Origin of the sequence: Paraburkholderia sp. RL17-337-BIB-A, assembly GCF_046025895.1 — a bacterium.
In the GTDB taxonomy this organism is placed as follows: domain Bacteria; phylum Pseudomonadota; class Gammaproteobacteria; order Burkholderiales; family Burkholderiaceae; genus Paraburkholderia; species Paraburkholderia fungorum_C.
This window is the reverse complement of the sequence record NZ_JARESY010000004.1, coordinates 343,457-358,441: the sequence shown is the minus strand read 5'-3', so window position 1 is coordinate 358,441 and position 14,985 is coordinate 343,457. Positions and strand designations below refer to the sequence as shown.

12 protein-coding genes are annotated in these 14,985 nt (G+C 61.3%); 6 read left to right on the top strand and 6 right to left on the bottom strand.

The features are described 5' to 3' along the window. Positions 1–33 precede the first annotated feature (33 nt). Together P0D84_RS46730 and P0D84_RS46725 are read left to right on the top strand one after the other, a co-directional pair. On the top strand, positions 34–516 hold the full coding sequence (locus P0D84_RS46730; RefSeq protein WP_408350746.1) for a glycoside hydrolase family 108 protein: 483 nt from the start codon (positions 34–36) through the stop codon (positions 514–516). Beyond that, a complete protein-coding gene (locus P0D84_RS46725) occupies positions 516–1,211 on the top strand; it encodes a hypothetical protein (protein WP_408351934.1) in 696 nt (231 codons plus the stop codon). The genes P0D84_RS46730 and P0D84_RS46725 overlap by 1 nt, the downstream gene beginning before the upstream one ends. Positions 1,212–1,977: 766 nt before the next feature. Here P0D84_RS46725 and P0D84_RS46720 read toward each other — a convergent pair. Beyond that, positions 1,978–3,081 carry a helix-turn-helix transcriptional regulator gene (locus P0D84_RS46720; RefSeq protein WP_408350743.1) on the bottom strand — a complete coding sequence of 368 codons (1,104 nt, stop codon included), beginning with the start codon at positions 3,079–3,081 and terminating at the stop codon, positions 1,978–1,980. Positions 3,082–3,561: 480 nt separating this feature from the next. Here P0D84_RS46720 and P0D84_RS46715 point away from each other — a divergent pair, with 480 nt between their 5' ends. Next, complete coding sequence (locus tag P0D84_RS46715; protein WP_408350740.1) at positions 3,562–4,377, top strand: helix-turn-helix transcriptional regulator; 816 nt, start codon at positions 3,562–3,564, stop codon at positions 4,375–4,377. On the opposite strand, the gene P0D84_RS46710 is transcribed toward P0D84_RS46715, so the two are convergent. The 3 genes from P0D84_RS46710 to hisD form a co-directional block, all read right to left on the bottom strand. Continuing rightward, positions 4,374–5,663: an APC family permease gene (locus P0D84_RS46710; protein ID WP_408350737.1), complete on the bottom strand. Its 1,290-nt coding sequence runs from the start codon at positions 5,661–5,663 to the stop codon at positions 4,374–4,376. The two genes, P0D84_RS46715 and P0D84_RS46710, sit on opposite strands and share 4 nt — an antisense overlap. A gap of 505 nt (positions 5,664–6,168) precedes the next feature. After that, positions 6,169–7,272, bottom strand: coding sequence for a porin (locus P0D84_RS46705; RefSeq protein WP_408350734.1), 1,104 nt, complete (start codon positions 7,270–7,272; stop codon positions 6,169–6,171). 202 nt (positions 7,273–7,474) lie between these two features. Next, positions 7,475–8,779: a histidinol dehydrogenase gene (gene hisD / locus P0D84_RS46700; RefSeq protein ID WP_459252243.1), complete on the bottom strand. Its 1,305-nt coding sequence runs from the start codon at positions 8,777–8,779 to the stop codon at positions 7,475–7,477. A gap of 147 nt (positions 8,780–8,926) precedes the next feature. Here hisD and P0D84_RS46695 point away from each other — a divergent pair, with 147 nt between their 5' ends. Continuing rightward, positions 8,927–9,886 carry a LysR family transcriptional regulator gene (locus tag P0D84_RS46695; RefSeq protein ID WP_408350728.1) on the top strand — a complete coding sequence of 320 codons (960 nt, stop codon included), beginning with the start codon at positions 8,927–8,929 and terminating at the stop codon, positions 9,884–9,886. A 143-nt stretch (positions 9,887–10,029) separates the two neighbouring features. Here P0D84_RS46695 and P0D84_RS46690 read toward each other — a convergent pair whose 3' ends face one another. Continuing rightward, positions 10,030–11,562 (bottom strand): M81 family metallopeptidase, encoded by a 1,533-nt coding sequence (locus tag P0D84_RS46690; RefSeq protein WP_408350725.1) that lies wholly within the window; start codon positions 11,560–11,562, stop codon positions 10,030–10,032. A 369-nt stretch (positions 11,563–11,931) separates the two neighbouring features. Here P0D84_RS46690 and dsdA point away from each other — a divergent pair, with 369 nt between their 5' ends. Next, entirely contained in the window at positions 11,932–13,251 is a 1,320-nt protein-coding gene (gene dsdA, locus P0D84_RS46685) for a D-serine ammonia-lyase (RefSeq protein ID WP_408350722.1), read from the top strand. Positions 13,252–13,308: 57 nt separating this feature from the next. Next, entirely contained in the window at positions 13,309–14,067 is a 759-nt protein-coding gene (locus P0D84_RS46680) for an aldolase (protein WP_408350719.1), read from the top strand. Positions 14,068–14,070: 3 nt separating this feature from the next. Here P0D84_RS46680 and P0D84_RS46675 read toward each other — a convergent pair whose 3' ends face one another. Beyond that, positions 14,071–14,892 (bottom strand): helix-turn-helix domain-containing protein, encoded by an 822-nt coding sequence (locus tag P0D84_RS46675; protein ID WP_408350716.1) that lies wholly within the window; start codon positions 14,890–14,892, stop codon positions 14,071–14,073. Between the last annotated feature and the right edge of the window lie 93 nt (positions 14,893–14,985).

The following is a 14,985-nucleotide window of genomic DNA, read 5'->3' as shown; positions in this document are numbered from 1 at the left end:
AGCAGTATCACGTAGCAGGTAAGGAGACAGTAAATGAACAGCTTCGACGATGCGTTCAGGGCTCTGATCGGAAGCGAAGGAGGATATTCCTTCAATCCCGCGGACCCCGGCGGCGAAACGATGTGGGGCGTGACGGCACGCGTGGCGCGGAACTTCGGTTATGCCGGCGCGATGAAGGACCTACCGCTCGAAACCGCAAAGCAGATCGCCAAGGAAAAATACTGGGACCCGCTGCATCTGGATGAACTCGATCCGCGGGTCGCCTTCCAGATATTCGATGCGAACTATAACGGCGGTCTCGTGGTGTTGTGGATGCAGAAAGCGTCCGGCGCTCAGGAAGACGGCAAGTTCGGCCCGGACACGCTGGCCGCCGTCAAGAGCGCGGACCCGATGAGATTTGTCCTGCGATTCGTGGCGTACCGGCTCCGGTATCTGCGAAACCTGCATACGTGGCCGACCTTCAGCCGCGGATGGACGGACCGTATGGCAACCAACCTTCTTCTGGGAGCAGCATGATGGACTGGTCAAAAGTAGCGTCAAGCATCGGCAGCACGGCCCCTTTGCTTGCCGGCCTGATAGGCGGTCCGATCGGGTTGGGTGTGACGGCCGCCGCCGCCATCATTTCGCATACGCTGGGCACGCCCAACGATCCGCAGGCGATCGAGACCGCGCTGAACGACCCGACGGCACTCGACAAGCTCAGACAGGCCGAGGGCGCCAACGCGGTGCAGTTGCAACAGCTGGTGGTGGCCGCGGCGCAGGCCCGTCTCGCGTATGAGACCGACATGGCGCGCATCCAGGCAGGCGATCGGGCCGATGCGCGCGCGATGGGGATTGCTAACAAGGATTGGGTGCCCAAGGCCCTCGCGATGGTGGTGACCTGTGGCTTCTTCGGCATCCTGCTGCTGATGGCGTTGAAGGAATTACCTCACGAAAACCGCGATCTGGTCAACGTGGTGATCGGCGCACTCGGCACGGCGTGGATCAGCATCATCGGCTATTACTTTGGCACGTCGGCGGGTTCGATGAGAAAGACCGAACTGCTCGCCAAGCCGAGTGTGCCGATTACCGCGGATAGTGCGGTCACATTGCGGGAACCGGCGCCGCCGCCGGCACCCCGGCCGCCTGCCGGAGCGAGCGCGCCGCACGCCGAGATGTTCCCAGCGTTTGCGCCGGGCGGGCAGGGCCCGATCTTCACCGGCGGATCCTGATCCAGGGTTGGAACGGCCGGTGCGCGCGATGAAGCGTTGTGCTGTCGCGCGAAGTGAGATGAAACCTGACATTCGCGGCTATCGATGTGCGAATGTCAGGAAAGCAACGTGTAGCCGCCTCACCAACGACAATGCCCGAATGTCGGCAAAGGCCAGAAGGTGCCGGCCGCCGTGGACTTACGGATGGCCGTTGAACCTCAGAAGCCGTCATTGACTTGGTACCGGCTCCAACGGCGGTTGAGGGTCGACTTCTGCCGATCGCGGCCGTGCAAGAACGAAGCAAGTACGCCAATCGCGTGCGGCGACCAACGGACATTCCCGCTCGCGTTCGCCACGTTGTTGGCAAGCTGAACCGTTCGTTGCTCAACTCATGCTGTGCGCGAGCTTCGAGCAGATCTACTGGGTTGCGTTGCTGGAGATGCCCAACGAACACGCCGCGCGCAGCGACATCTTCAGTACCGTGCAGTTCAGATGTTCGTCTCCTGCACACCATCACTTTCTGGCGGACGGTGAAACCACGCATCACATCGGCACAACCTACCAGCCGGCTGGACGACCTGCCTCTCGCACGGGAACTGGCGGTGCGGGTCACGGCATTGGGCGTCAGCGAAGTCGTAACGCAACTTGACGACCGCTGTCGCATCCTGACCGACGGCCACGACAGCAATTCACTCAGCCTTTGCCTCTGGAATTGAAGGCCGTCGACGTTGGTGTAGCGTGAAGCGTCAGTAGTTCGGCAAGTTGCCAGGCGTCCGGTATTCCCGGCTCACATATACCACCTGTCCGTACCGCCATCGATGCCACGAAAAGCGGCCTTTAGCTGCGCGACGCTATGGACATCGAGTTTCTCGTATATCTTGCGCACGTGATCGATTACCGTGCTTTCGCGGATACCCATCAATTGAGCAATATCGCCATGCGGGCGTTCGAACAACAGATAGGTACAGAGCTGCCGCTGCCGTTCGCTCAAACCAAGCTGAAACCCTCGCGTTTCGATTTCCAATGCGAGCGGGGCAAAATGCTCGGCGTAGATAGCAATCAACGTGTGATCGGTCATCGCATCCGCATGGTCGAAGCGATACGCTTTGAATGTGAATCGACCGGCAGCGTTGCACCGTTCATGCGTAGGCGGAGCGGCCGCACCGCCGCGCCAGATTCCGTTGAAGTTCGCGACCAGGGGCGTCAGCCAGTCGGGGAGTCGCGCGTGCCGCACGTAGGTGACCGGTTCGCCGCTTGCCAACGCGAGCATCCGCACGCCGACGCCGTTCTCCAATACGATCTTTCCAGTTTCGTCGATCACGATGACGGACGACCGGCCGTTCTCGGTGTGGTTGAGATATCGCGCTTTGGGGCAAGCGAGCGCATGCGCTATATGCCTCGACAAAGGGCGAATGTCTGCGAGGTCACGCTCCGAAAACGGCCGGTTGTTGGGCATGCGCTTGAGAGTCATACTGCCCCAGCCGCGTTTGCCGTCGAACGCGGTCATTTCGAGGCTATGCCGAATGTACATAGGCCGGTAGAGTTCGTTATACATCGTGCTCTTGAGTAATGCGGCATCATTGCGTGCCGTGTTCTCATATCCGCGCCCTCGCCGCATCGCAGTCGTGAAGTCGACACCCACTGCATCCGCCTGCGTCTCTGTGTTATGCACTTCGGACATATACAGCGGCATGATCGCGTATATGGCTTCGTTCTGACTGTACATTTCGCTAAGCGCGTAATGCTCATCGGCATAAAAGAACATGCCCCAATCCGCACCCACGAGTGTCCGAACTGTTTCAACGACATGCGGAATAACGATGTGCGGCTCGGCACCAAGCGAACATAGCCGCCGAACGTGGCCCGCCAGGGCAGCGTGTTTGGATGACATGTCTGTCTCCGGGAATTGCAGAAACGTGCTCTTCCTTTCGTCCTTACTATACTGTCAGATTAAAGGTGCAACTGTTACTCCCATTTGGGAGGGTAGCGGTCCAGCGCAGAGGTAAAAATGGGACGCGTCGATGACATTCATGCTGCGGTTCGCCACGTCTATCAGGCGGCGCTCGCCCCAGACGAGTGGCAGGCGGCGCTCTGTTCGGTCGCGAGCGTCATCGGTGCACATAAGTCGTTGTTGAACGAGATGACGGGCGGCGCCCCAGGCATCGTAGTGTCCATCGGCATCGAACCCGGTTGCGTATCGCGACTACAGTGGGAGTTCGAGTCACGCGTTCCGGACTGGATCAATGCAATTCCGGTCGGCACGTCACGGCGCCAATCGTCAGCGATCTCGGATGCGGATTTCAGACGGTCATATATCTATAACGAGGCGGTTCGCCCGGCCGGCGGTTTCTATGGAGTCGTCGCACCACTCGTGCGCACACCACTCCGGCAGGTTTACTTCTCGGCGGGCCGTGAGCTTGGTGCAGCAGATTTCAGCAGCGAAGATGTCGATGCAATGAATCTTATCGTGCCACACCTGATGAACTCGCTGGAAGTCCGTAACCGCCTCGCCGTCACCAACGTGCAGATCCAGTCCACACTTGATGTACTTGCCTGCGTGAACGTGGGCGTAATTCTTTTCGACACTGCGCTGTGCCCCGTATTCGTGAACAGGTGTGCCGAGGCGCTTGCGTCGGGCGGCGACGGCTTGCTGATGCACAAAAAAACTGTCATGGCGACGAAGCACGCGGAAACGCTGGCGTTGCACAAGGCGATGGCGAGGTCTGTTGCCTTTCATGACGTGGAACGCAATGCCTGCGAGAGTGCCATACGACACGCTGCTGCCGTTCGCTGTTATCTGTCGCGCAAGCCGCCGCGCCTGCCGCTTGTCGTCAGCGTCATGCCATTCTGTACGCAGGAGAAATCGCGCGAGTGGGGTGATTCCTGCGAATCAAAGAATGCACGTGGCGCTCTGTTCGTGATGGAACCCGACCGGCCGTTGAACCTCGACCTGGGTGTACTGGTTGAGACATTTCAGCTAACGCGTCGTGAGGCGCAACTTGCCGCGTTGCTCGCGCGTGGCTGCGACCTTGCGGAGGCGGCGTTGAAGCTTGCGATCGGTATGGGCACAGCGCGGGGATACTTGAAACAGATACTGACCAAGACCTCCACTCACAGGCAGGCTGAGCTTGTTGCACTGGTCCTGCGAAGTAGCATGCAAGTTGTCGAATGTGTCGATAGACGCTAGAGAGGGGGTGGCAGATTGGTCCCCGCCAGACTGGCGAGGGGGGGCTTGTCACGCGAGCGCCGGCACATCATCCCCAAGGCCAGCAGGGCAATCGGATAGAGGATCTTGTAGCTGAATCCCGCGAGCAGAAAGCCGCAGGACAACAGTGCGAGCGGTGTCAGAAGCCATCGCTGCGCGCCGCGTTCGATTTTCCAGCAAGCGTAAATGCATACCAGATAGAGCACCAGGAAGTTCTGATTGGCAACGAGCACCAGATCCGGGACACTGATGTGAAATAGCGTCGCCGCCGCCAGGACGGCCGCAAAACATCCCGCCAGCAAAAATAGCGCGTTGCGCGGAGTGCCTTGCCGGTCAAGACGCGCAAAGACTTCGGGCAGCAGACGGTTTCTACCAGCGGCATAGAAAAGACGACTGGCCGCGAAGACCCATGCATTGGCTGTCGCCTGGATAACCAAGAACATCACGAGAGAAAAGAGCGACTGCCAGCGCAACGGCACGAGTCGGGCGATGCCTTCCGTTACGTTCACAGACGAGTCTCCACTCGACGCACCATTGATAGTCCCTGCCAGCAGGAAATACAGCACGACTACCACGAGAAAACTGAACAGGTAGACTTGCTTGATCGTTCGTTGCGGCTCCCGGAACTCTTCGAGACTGAACGAGACGTTCTCCCAGCCTACAAATGCCCAGAAGAGCAAAGCGCTCACTTTCCATACTTGCGATAGCGTGATACCCCTCCAGTCCGGACGAGTCCACAGCAGCACGCCGGTGTAGAGATTGGACTGGCGAATCGTGCATAGCACGAGCACGGCAACGACGATCAATGCCAGTGAAACGGTATTGACGAGCGCAGTGGTGCGAATTCCGGATAGATTGAACGCGACAGCGACTAGCAGGATCGATGCGGAGGCTGGGACAAGCGCACTTTGATCGAGCCCGAACGCAACGAGTGCATAGCTTGCACCGATCATCGATTGGGCCGGTACTGTGAGCGGGAAGGTGCCGCAAAGAACGGCCGTGACGGCGAGTTCGGCGCGTCTGCCGAGCGCGGCTTCGGCGTAACGCGAAATGCCGGCAGCAGAGGCGTAGCGGGTACCGAGAATCGCAAATACCCACAGCAGCGGAAGGCAGGCGATCGCGCAGGCCAACCATCCGAACGCTGCGGTTTGGGGCGAACTGAGCTGTAGCGCAAGGCCTGGCAGCCCGAAGACGCCGGACCCGACGACCATGCCGACCGCCAACGCCGTGCCACCGAACAGCGAAATCTGCCGACGCAATCCCGTCACCGTTTCTCTCCTCAAGCGACCTGCTTTCTGGGCGGATGTAGGCAGGTTGCGGCGTATGCTACGTGGCCGTTCCCGCCAGAACTTCTGGTCAAACGGTTCCTGTTGCTTGCGGCGATAGCCGCGTTGGCGCCGTGCAGGTCGTTGCTGGTGATGAGGTGGTTGCGATTGCAGATGCCACACCGACAGATAGCGGCGTGACCCGCACGGTTGTATCTCATGGTAGAGATCTGGCGGAGGCGAAACACCCCCTGTATGGGGGGCACTTGGAACTTGCTACAGAGTCCGGGACGGAAGCTTGAGGATGCCGAGACGCTTGGGTGGCACTATTTTGCCGGCCATCTCCCGCCGTTCGCCAGTGCCAGAAGACAGACACTCAAACGCCGGCTTCGCCCAGACAACGGACCTTCGCGCTCCAATTGTCCAGGTCGCGTCGTCGGCCAAAGGTATCGCCGAGCATTCCTCCCCGAGCACGCTGGATGGCTCGCGTTATTGCCCCCGCCGTGTGTCAGAACTTGTGCCGGATGCCGATGCGCGCAGCGAGCGCCCGGTCGTTCGACGACGCGGTGAGTCCGCCGATCTGAGCGTACTGTGCGTCGGAAGTAGCGAGCTGTACGGCCAGTTCCGCGTAGAGATCGGTCCTCGTCGAAAGAAAATAATCGCCCATCAGGCTGACCTGATGATAGCGAGGCGTCTGGTCGTTCTGGTGATTGATCCCGTCGGTGAAGTTGTAGCTCAACGCACCGAAGACTGTCGGCCGGAAATAATAGCCGAGGCTCGCTTCGTAGTTGCCGAAGCGGACATCATGACCGCCCGAACCACCGTGATACACCGTGTTCGTATAGCTCAGCAGCGCCTGCGCGTGGCCGAACTTGAAGGATGACCCGACAGCCAGAACATCCTGGCTTTGCGCGGCGGCCAGATAGTTGCCGTAGATCACATTGGTGTAAGTAGGCGAGTTGGCGAGGGGCTGAAACTCCGCGGTCGCGGGCGAATTGATGTGCAGGTAAGTAGCGGCGAATGCCACAGGCCCATGCGCATACGTGGTGCCTGCGCTCCAGGCGCTGTTACTCGCGAACTGTCCGGCAATGCCGCCGAACTGGTACAGGCCGCCGAAACTGAAGCCGCGGTAATCGATGCTGCGGTACTTGATGCTGTTGCTGAGTTGCACAGTGCCGTCGGTGAGGTCCATGTCGTTCGCGTGAATCATGAGTCCGCCGCCCCAGATCTCGTTGGCGACGAATGGCGATATGAAATCGACGGTCGATTCATATTGTCGGCCGAGCGTCACAGTGCCGTATTCGGAAGAACTGATGCCCACGAATGCTTTGCGTCCGAACAGCCGGGCGCCTTGTCCGAGCGTGCCCTTTCCGAGGTCGAATCCGCTTTCCAGATTAAAAACCGCGGCAAGACCACCGCCCAGATCTTCCTGTCCCTTGAGTCCCCAGCGCGTGCCCTGGAGGTTGCCGCTCGACATCTGGATATTCTTCTCGCCGCCCTGGTTAGTCGAGTAGGTTAGGCCCTCGTCCAGGATGCCGTACATAGTGACGTTGCTTTGCGCGAATGCGGCGGCCGGAATGACCAAAGCGAACGATGCAATCGTTTTTTTCATATGTAGTACAACTATTGTTGGGAAATAGAGGTTGTTGTCCAGCGTGGTTTTTTTACGTTGCGTTCAAGGTGCTCGAAGCAACATCGGAACGGACGGGGTGCACAACGGGTCGCATTCATGAAGCGGCCGGCCCGGAGAAAGCCGACGCGCTCCTACAATCAGCAATCAGGCGACGGGATAAATGTGCGGCCGGTCAAAAGGCTCAAGCCCCCGCCCAGCCAGGCCGCATTCCGCGTGCGCGAGCCTCACGCACGTCCGCCGAACGCGCATGCCCTTCGAAACTCTCGGCCCTCGAAGCACGGGCGCACAATGCGCCGATTTCGCCGCTGGCGGCGACGCTGGTGATCTCCTGGTATGTGACTGTCTTCAGGAACTTGCCGACCCACAAACCGCCGGTGTAGCGTGCCGCACCGCGGGTAGGCAGCACGTGATTCGTGCCGATGACCTTGTCGCCGAACGACACACAGGTGTTTTCGCCGAGAAAGAGCGCGCCGTAGTTCGTCAGCGCCTGTAGGGCCAGCCTCGGCTCGCGGGTCAACACCTGCACGTGCTCGCTTGCGTAGTGGTCCGAAATGGCGAATGCCTCGTCAAGCGTATCGGCTACGATGATCTCGCCGAAATCGCGCCACGCGGCTTCCGCTACCGGACGAGTGACGAGGTTCGACAATTGGCGCGCGATCTCGGTCTGCACATCCGCACCGAGTTTTGCCGACGTTGTGACAAGTATTGCCGGCGAATCGGGCCCGTGCTCGGCCTGGCTCAGGATGTCGGCCGCCACGACGAACGGGTCCGCCGATTCGTCCGCGAGAATCAGCACTTCGGTCGGGCCCGCGAACAGATCGATACCGACTTCGCCAAAGAGTTGCCGCTTGGCCTCTGCGACATACGCGTTGCCAGGGCCCGCCAGCATGTCGACGCGGTCCATTTCACCGGTTCCGATCGCCATCGCCGCTACGGCCTGTACACCGCCTAGCAGGTAGATTTCATCGGCGCCGGCGAAGTGAATGGCTGCAACGGAAGCGTCGGGAATTTCCCCCTGATTGGGTGGCGTGCAGGCGATGACGCGTTGAACGCCGGCGACCTTGGCCGTCGTAATGATCATATGCGCCGATGCCAGCAAGGGGTATCGACCGCCCGGAATGTAGGCGCCCACCGAGCCCACCGGAATGTTCCTCTGCCCAAGAAAGACGCCGGGCTGCACTTCGCTTTCGAAGTCGTGGATTGAAGCGCGCTGGAGCTCGGCGAAACGTTGCACGTTGGCCTGGGCCTGGCGGATGTCAGCGATGGTCTGAGCCGGCAAACGCGCGATAGCGTCGTCGATCTGCTGGGCTGTCAAACGAAATGAAGAAGGCGCCCAGCGATCGAATTTTTCGGCGTAGTGCCGCAGGGCGGCATCGCCGCGTGCGCGCACGTCGCGAATGACTTCTTCGACAACGTGGCGCACCTCGGGAGGCGAACCGGGAACGCTCTCGGCCGTCGCTGCGGCACGTTTCAGGTGATAGGCCAAAATGGGCTTCTCCATGGTTGGATCGGGTTGCCGTCGGCAGCCGGCCGGACGCTGTGCGCGGTGCTGGCAACGGGTCAGCACGGAGGTTAGGGGCGAAAAAACTATGAGACAATCCACACATTGTTATGAAATGCATAGGGTTACCTTGTGACGCTGGTCCAACTTGAGGCATTTGTCATGGCGGCGCGTCTCGGCACCTTCAGTGCGGCCGCCGCGCAACTGGGCATCACGCAGCCGGCCATATCGGAACTGACGGCGCGGCTCGAGGCGGAATTCAATACCAAGCTATTTCATCGAAAAAGCAAGAAGCTGTTATTGACCGCAGCCGGCGAGCAGTTGCTGCCCTTCGCGGAGCAGTGCGCGGCGTCGGCGGCGCAGGGCCTGCAGGCGGTGCGCTCGATGATGTCACTCGGCGGCGGTACTGCAACGTTCGGATTGCTGCGTAATGCCGATTACTATCTGGGCACGGACCTCGCGACGCGCTTTCATCGCCAGTACCCCGACGTGCGGGTGCGGCTGATCGGGCAGAACAGCGCGGAAACCGCGGCTGATGTGGCGGCGGGCAATCTCGAAGCGGGGCTGGTGACACTACCTATCAATGACGAAAATCTGGACGTCGTTCCGCTCGCGCGCGACGACATCCTTTACGTCACGGCCGATCAGCAGCGTGCAAGCAGGCCGCGGACCATCCAGGACTTCTGCAGCACGCCGCTCGTTCTTTACGACGCCCACTATCCGACCGCTGACCCTGCGCGGCGGCAGATCGCTGCGCGCGCGCAATTGGCGGGGCTACGCCTGGAACCCATCATCGAAGTGGAATATCTGTCGACGGCGTTGTCGCTCGTTGCGGGAGGCATTGGCGACACCATTGTGTGCCGCGCCGCGATCGCGAGCCCAGGCTTTCCCGATGGACTGCACTACGTGGAGTTCGCGGAGCCGCTCTATGAAGTGCTCGCGCTGATCAAGCGCCGCCGCCAGATCCTTTCGCCGGCAACACGCGAACTCGCGCAGCTCGCGCACGAATCGCTGATGCAGCATCAACGCTCCGCCCTCGGCACGACGACGATACTGCCGACCAGCGCCAACACGGATTCGTTCTTCTTTTAGTGCGGCCAGGCGAGGTGGCGCGCTGATCCGGACGCGGATGAACAGGTGGTCGGTAGCTCGGGGAGATGACGTTCGCGCGTGTTCAAATCCGCACGCGCCAAACAGTGCGAAGAAGCCGCACCGTTCGAGACGCGCGGCGAACCTCAGGAGAATTTACCCAGCCGGTTCGGCGAGTAGGGCGCGACGTCTTCGCGATCGCGCGGCCAGAACGCGTGCGGCCGGTTCTTCCAGGGCAGCGCCGCCAGATTCGCCGATGACGCGCCGACGCTGTCGACCAACGCCCACACGCCGCCTTCCCGCAGCACGTTGCGAAAGTTCATGCCGTTCTTCAGGACCAGGATGTCGTACTCATCGAGGTCAATCCCCACCGCCCGGAACTGGTCGTCGCCGTATTCGTACGTACCGTTGCTCGCGACCAGAATCCGCGTCTTTCCAACGCCGAGCACGGCCGTCGACCCCATGCGTCCCTGCGCGCCGCTGACCGGGCCCGCGTCGTAGATGAACTTGCCGTCGTGCAGGCTGATCACCTCGGCGTCAATTTCAAGCGGCGATCCGTAGCGCGGGTCGAGATGGAAACCCACTGCGAACCGGGCCTTCGCGCCCACGCCCAGGGTTGTTGCCTGCGATACGACGACGGGGTCCACCAGCGAGACGGCGCATGCGTGCGCAGGAGCGTGACGCAGCAGCGCGGCTAGTACGTACGACGAGTCGCCCGACGAACCCGCGCCGACGCAGTCCGCCGTATCGGCGAGGATCGCGGGCTTGACTGCAGCGCTCAACACGCGGGCGATCGCAGCCTCCGCCGTTAACAACGGCAATTCGAACTCATCGCGTAGCGACCACATCATGTCGGTGATCTTGACGGCGGCATCCGCCGCCAGCGCCGCGTCGCGGTGAGCGATCGCCACGCCTACGTTGCCGGCTTCATCGTCGTCGAGCCACGGCTGAACCACAAAGTAGCTGGTCGACACAACGCCGTCGCGTTCCAGGCTTCGCGCGAACGAGCGGAGCCTGGCGAGAGGCGCATCGGCCACGCGCGTCGAACTTCCCGGCACCGGCGAAATCATGTTCAGGCGGCTCATGCGCATGACCGGCACAAGCGTGCCACGCAGCGCATCGCCGAGCAATGCGCCAGCGCGCTGCCCGGTTTCATACGCATCGTCGTGAGGATAGTTCGCATAGCCAACGATAATATTCGCTGCCTCAACCATGGTCCGCGTAACATGCGCATGAAGGTCGAGACTCGCCGCGATCACACACTGCGGGCCCACGACCGTCCGGATCTGGGTGAGCAGCGCACCTTCTGCGTCCGGTACCCCCGCGCTGACCATCGCGCCGTGCAGCGCCAGATAGATGCCGTCGAAAGGCCCGAGGGAGCGCAGGCGGTCGACGATTGCGGCGACGGTGTTTCGATAGAACTCAGGCTCGACCGCTCCACCCTGTCCGCCGTGCGAAACCAGAACAGGCACGAATTCGATGTCGCCGTGCGCCCGCAACGCGTCGACGCCGCCGGTCACGGCCAGCGGACAGCCCTCTATCAACGGCCAGATTGCGTCACCGACTGCATGGAAGCCAAACTGTTCCTGCCCGCAGACCTTGGGTGAAAAATCGTTGCCTTCGAATTCGAAACTTGCGATGGCAACGCGCTTGACTGTTGATGTGTTCGATGCGACCACGTTCATGCTCCGTGCGATTGGATCAACCGATTATGGGTCGGCATTAATCGGCTCGCAAGTTCGCAACCGGTGAGCCATCCGACGCACAGTGACGCAATCCAGACGGGCTCGATGGGCGGCGCGCGGGACCCGGAGCCGGGGCCATGAGTCTTGCTGGCAAGGGCTTGCATGATGCCGGCGAACGACGCACGTGCCGCGAGACGTTGCGTCACATTGCGTCACTTCCACCGGCGTTTGCGAAGTTGTATTTACCGGCTCGAGTCGTGACAATAACGATCGACATGCCGTGGCATCGACTGAAGTCCTGTCCTGTTGACGGTGCAACCCTGCGCGGCCGGTATCGCACGCAACCCCTATCGAGCGTCACGTATGAACGACTATTCTCCGAGCCTGCCTGACGGGCTCGCCAGCCAGCTGAGAAGCAGGCAGCCGTTGCTGTGGCTCAACCCTTCATACGGCACCGCGCTGCCGCCCTCGGCAGCCGGCTACGAAGGTATCCTGGCAGCGGCCGACCGCTTTGCCCGGGGCCGGCGCCTGTTATGCGCGCTGTTCCCGCAGATGTCCGCGTGCGGCGGTACGATCGAATCGGAACTGCTGCCCGCCGCGGCGCTGCAGCGCGCTCTGGGCGCAGACCCAACGCGCGATGGCGTATGGTTTCTGAAAGCCGATCATCAACTGCCTATCGCTGGCTCCATCAAGGCGCGCGGCGGCTTTCACGAGGTGCTCGCACATGCCGAAGCGCTGGCCATCCAGCATGGCCTCGCGCTCCCCGGTGGCGACCTCATCGAGCTGGCTAAGCCGCAGGCCCGGGCGCTCTATTCCAGGCATACGATCGCCGTCGGCAGCACCGGCAACCTCGGCTTGAGTATCGGTATCATGGCGGCCGCACTGGGCTTCGCGGCGGTCGTTCATATGTCCGTCGATGCGAAGGACTGGAAGAAAAGCATCCTGCGTGAACGCGGCGCACGAGTGGTCGAACACGGCGGCGACTATGCCGCGGCTGTCGCGGCTGGCCGCGCGGAGTCCGATGCCGATCCGCTCAGCTATTTTGTCGATGACGAGAGCTCCACGCTGCTGTTCTATGGCTACGCCGCGGCGGCGCAACGACTCGTCGAGCAGTTGCACGAGCACAAGCGGCCACCGTCCGCCGACCATCCCGTGTTCGTCTATTTGCCGTGCGGCGTCGGCGGCGCGCCGGGCGGCATCACGCTCGGCCTGAAGCGACTGCTGGGCGAGCACGTCCACTGCTTCTTCGCCGAACCCGTGGCGTCGCCCTGCATGCTGGTTCAATTGGCGAGCGGCGAGTCGAGTCCGATGTCGGTCTACGATGCCGGACTCGACAACAAGACGGACGCGGACGGACTAGCCGTGCCGCTCGCGTCGCCGCTCGTCAGCCCGATCATGCACTCGCTGTTGTCGGGCGTTTTCACGGTATCGGACGACGCGTTGTATGTGAACCTTAACGGCGTCTGGAAAGCTGAGGGTATCGAGATCGAGCCGTCCGCCGCAGCGGGCATTGCCGGGCCTGGGTGGCTGCTTGAAAGTGAAGCGGGGCGTTCCTACCTGACGAAGCACGGTCTTTTGGACCGGCGTGCCAATATCACTCATGTTATCTGGTCAACTGGCGGCGGTTTGTTGCCGGCGTCCGACCATGCGCGGTTTCGCGCCATGGCCACACAGCAAGGTTGAGATGCGGGGGCGGCGCACGCCCGTCCTTCAAGAATGACTAACGGTTCAAAGGAAAGTATGCCGATTCAAACGACACAAGAGGCTGTGCTCGACGTCAGGCGCGACCTGGCCGCGGCGTTGCGCATTGCCGCCAAGATGGGCTTCCACGAAGGCACGTGCAATCACTTCAGCGCCGTGGTCCCCGGTGCGGCCGATTGTTATCTGATCAATCCGTTCGGCCTGCACTTCTCCGAGGTGCGCGCGAGCGACTTGCTGATGCTCGATAGCGAAGGGAACATTGTCGAAGGCAGCGGGACAGTGGAGGACTCCGCCTTCTTCATCCACTCTAGCGTTCATCGCAGCAATCCGCGGGCAGCGTGCGTGCTACACACGCATATGCCGTACGCGACGGCCATCACGTCATTGGCGGGGGGCAGGCTCGCGATGTGCCATCAGAACGCCACGCGGTTTTTCGGGCGTATTGCATACGATGACGAAGCCGCCGGCGGCTACAACGGCCTTGCGCTCGGCACGACAGAGGGCGACCGGATTGCGCGGGCGCTCGGTGACAAGACCGTGGTGCTGCTGAATAGCCACGGTCCGATGGTCGTCGGCCCGACTATCGCGCAGGCGTTCGACGACCTCTACTACCTGGAGCGTGCGGCGCAGGTGCAGATTCTCGCGGCGTCGACGGGGCGCCCGCTTGCTGAAATTTCCGACGCAGTGGCGCGAAGCGCCGCGGCCGATTTCGCCGAACAGGCGCCGGTCTATTCCGCCAGCCATTTCGATGCGCTCAAGCGTCAACTTGACCGCGAAGATCCATCCTGGCGTGACTAACGCCTATTCATCGCCTGAGCGGTGCTCGCCGGCTTCGAGGAAGTAGCGTTTGATAGCCGGCGGGAAATCCGCATGGTCGGACGCGAGGAGCGTGGCGAGACGCAGCTTGCTCTTGCGCACCGTTTGGTCGTCAGAGCGCCGCTCGAATACAACGCGCGTGGAGTAAGGCTCGCGATAAGTGGACGCGACAATGCCCGAAAGCAACCCGAACAGATAGCGCAGCGGGGTACGGTATTGCGGCATCAGAATCGTGTTCGTCATCTCATTCTTCTGCCGCCGCTCATAGTCCATGATGAAGATGCGGTCGCCGAGAAGATAGCAGACGCCCGTATAGAAGAACGAGTAGCCGCCTTCGGAACCGGGGACGGCGGGAAAGCGCTCTACCGTCAGGCAATTGACGCAGCCGCCCGATGCATAGAGGATCGTCACGGCTCGCACGATCTTCCCCGGTGAGATCGACGACGGATGATAGCGGTAATACGTGCCAAGGAACGGTTTTAACGCCACCACGGATTCCCTCGCCAGCATCCTTAGCTGATCGAGATTATTCGGCGTTGCGGCGTCTTCGCCGCCAGCTTCGCGCCGGTCATTCAGCCTGACCTTGAAGGCCGGATTGGCGAGAGAGAGATCATCGTTCGTTATGCCGATATGTTGTGCAATCCTGTCTATGGTCCTGCGCGACGGAACGTGTGTACCCGCCAGATATTTATTGAACTGCTGGCGATTCAGGCCGACGTTTCGGCAAAATTCCGCCACTGAAGGGAACTGTGCGGCGACGGTTCGCAGGTTGTGCTGCAAATTGGAAGCCGTGTGGTGGGTGGTCATAAAAATCCATCATGTTCCCGAGGTCCGCGCTGGCGATTGAGTGCACCCTGTATCCGCGATACCGAGGACCATACGGCGCCGGTACCAGTCGCG

Coding starts and splice junctions, on each gene's coding strand:
- P0D84_RS46730 (WP_408350746.1), top strand. CDS start 34: ATGAACAGCTTCGACGATGCGTTCAGGGCTCTGATCGGAAGCGAAGGA.
- P0D84_RS46725 (WP_408351934.1), top strand. CDS start 516: ATGGACTGGTCAAAAGTAGCGTCAAGCATCGGCAGCACGGCCCCTTTG.
- P0D84_RS46720 (WP_408350743.1), bottom strand. CDS start 3,081: ATGTCATCCAAACACGCTGCCCTGGCGGGCCACGTTCGGCGGCTATGT.
- P0D84_RS46705 (WP_408350734.1), bottom strand. CDS start 7,272: ATGAAAAAAACGATTGCATCGTTCGCTTTGGTCATTCCGGCCGCCGCA.
- dsdA (WP_408350722.1), top strand. CDS start 11,932: ATGAACGACTATTCTCCGAGCCTGCCTGACGGGCTCGCCAGCCAGCTG.
- P0D84_RS46680 (WP_408350719.1), top strand. CDS start 13,309: ATGCCGATTCAAACGACACAAGAGGCTGTGCTCGACGTCAGGCGCGAC.
- P0D84_RS46675 (WP_408350716.1), bottom strand. CDS start 14,892: ATGACCACCCACCACACGGCTTCCAATTTGCAGCACAACCTGCGAACC.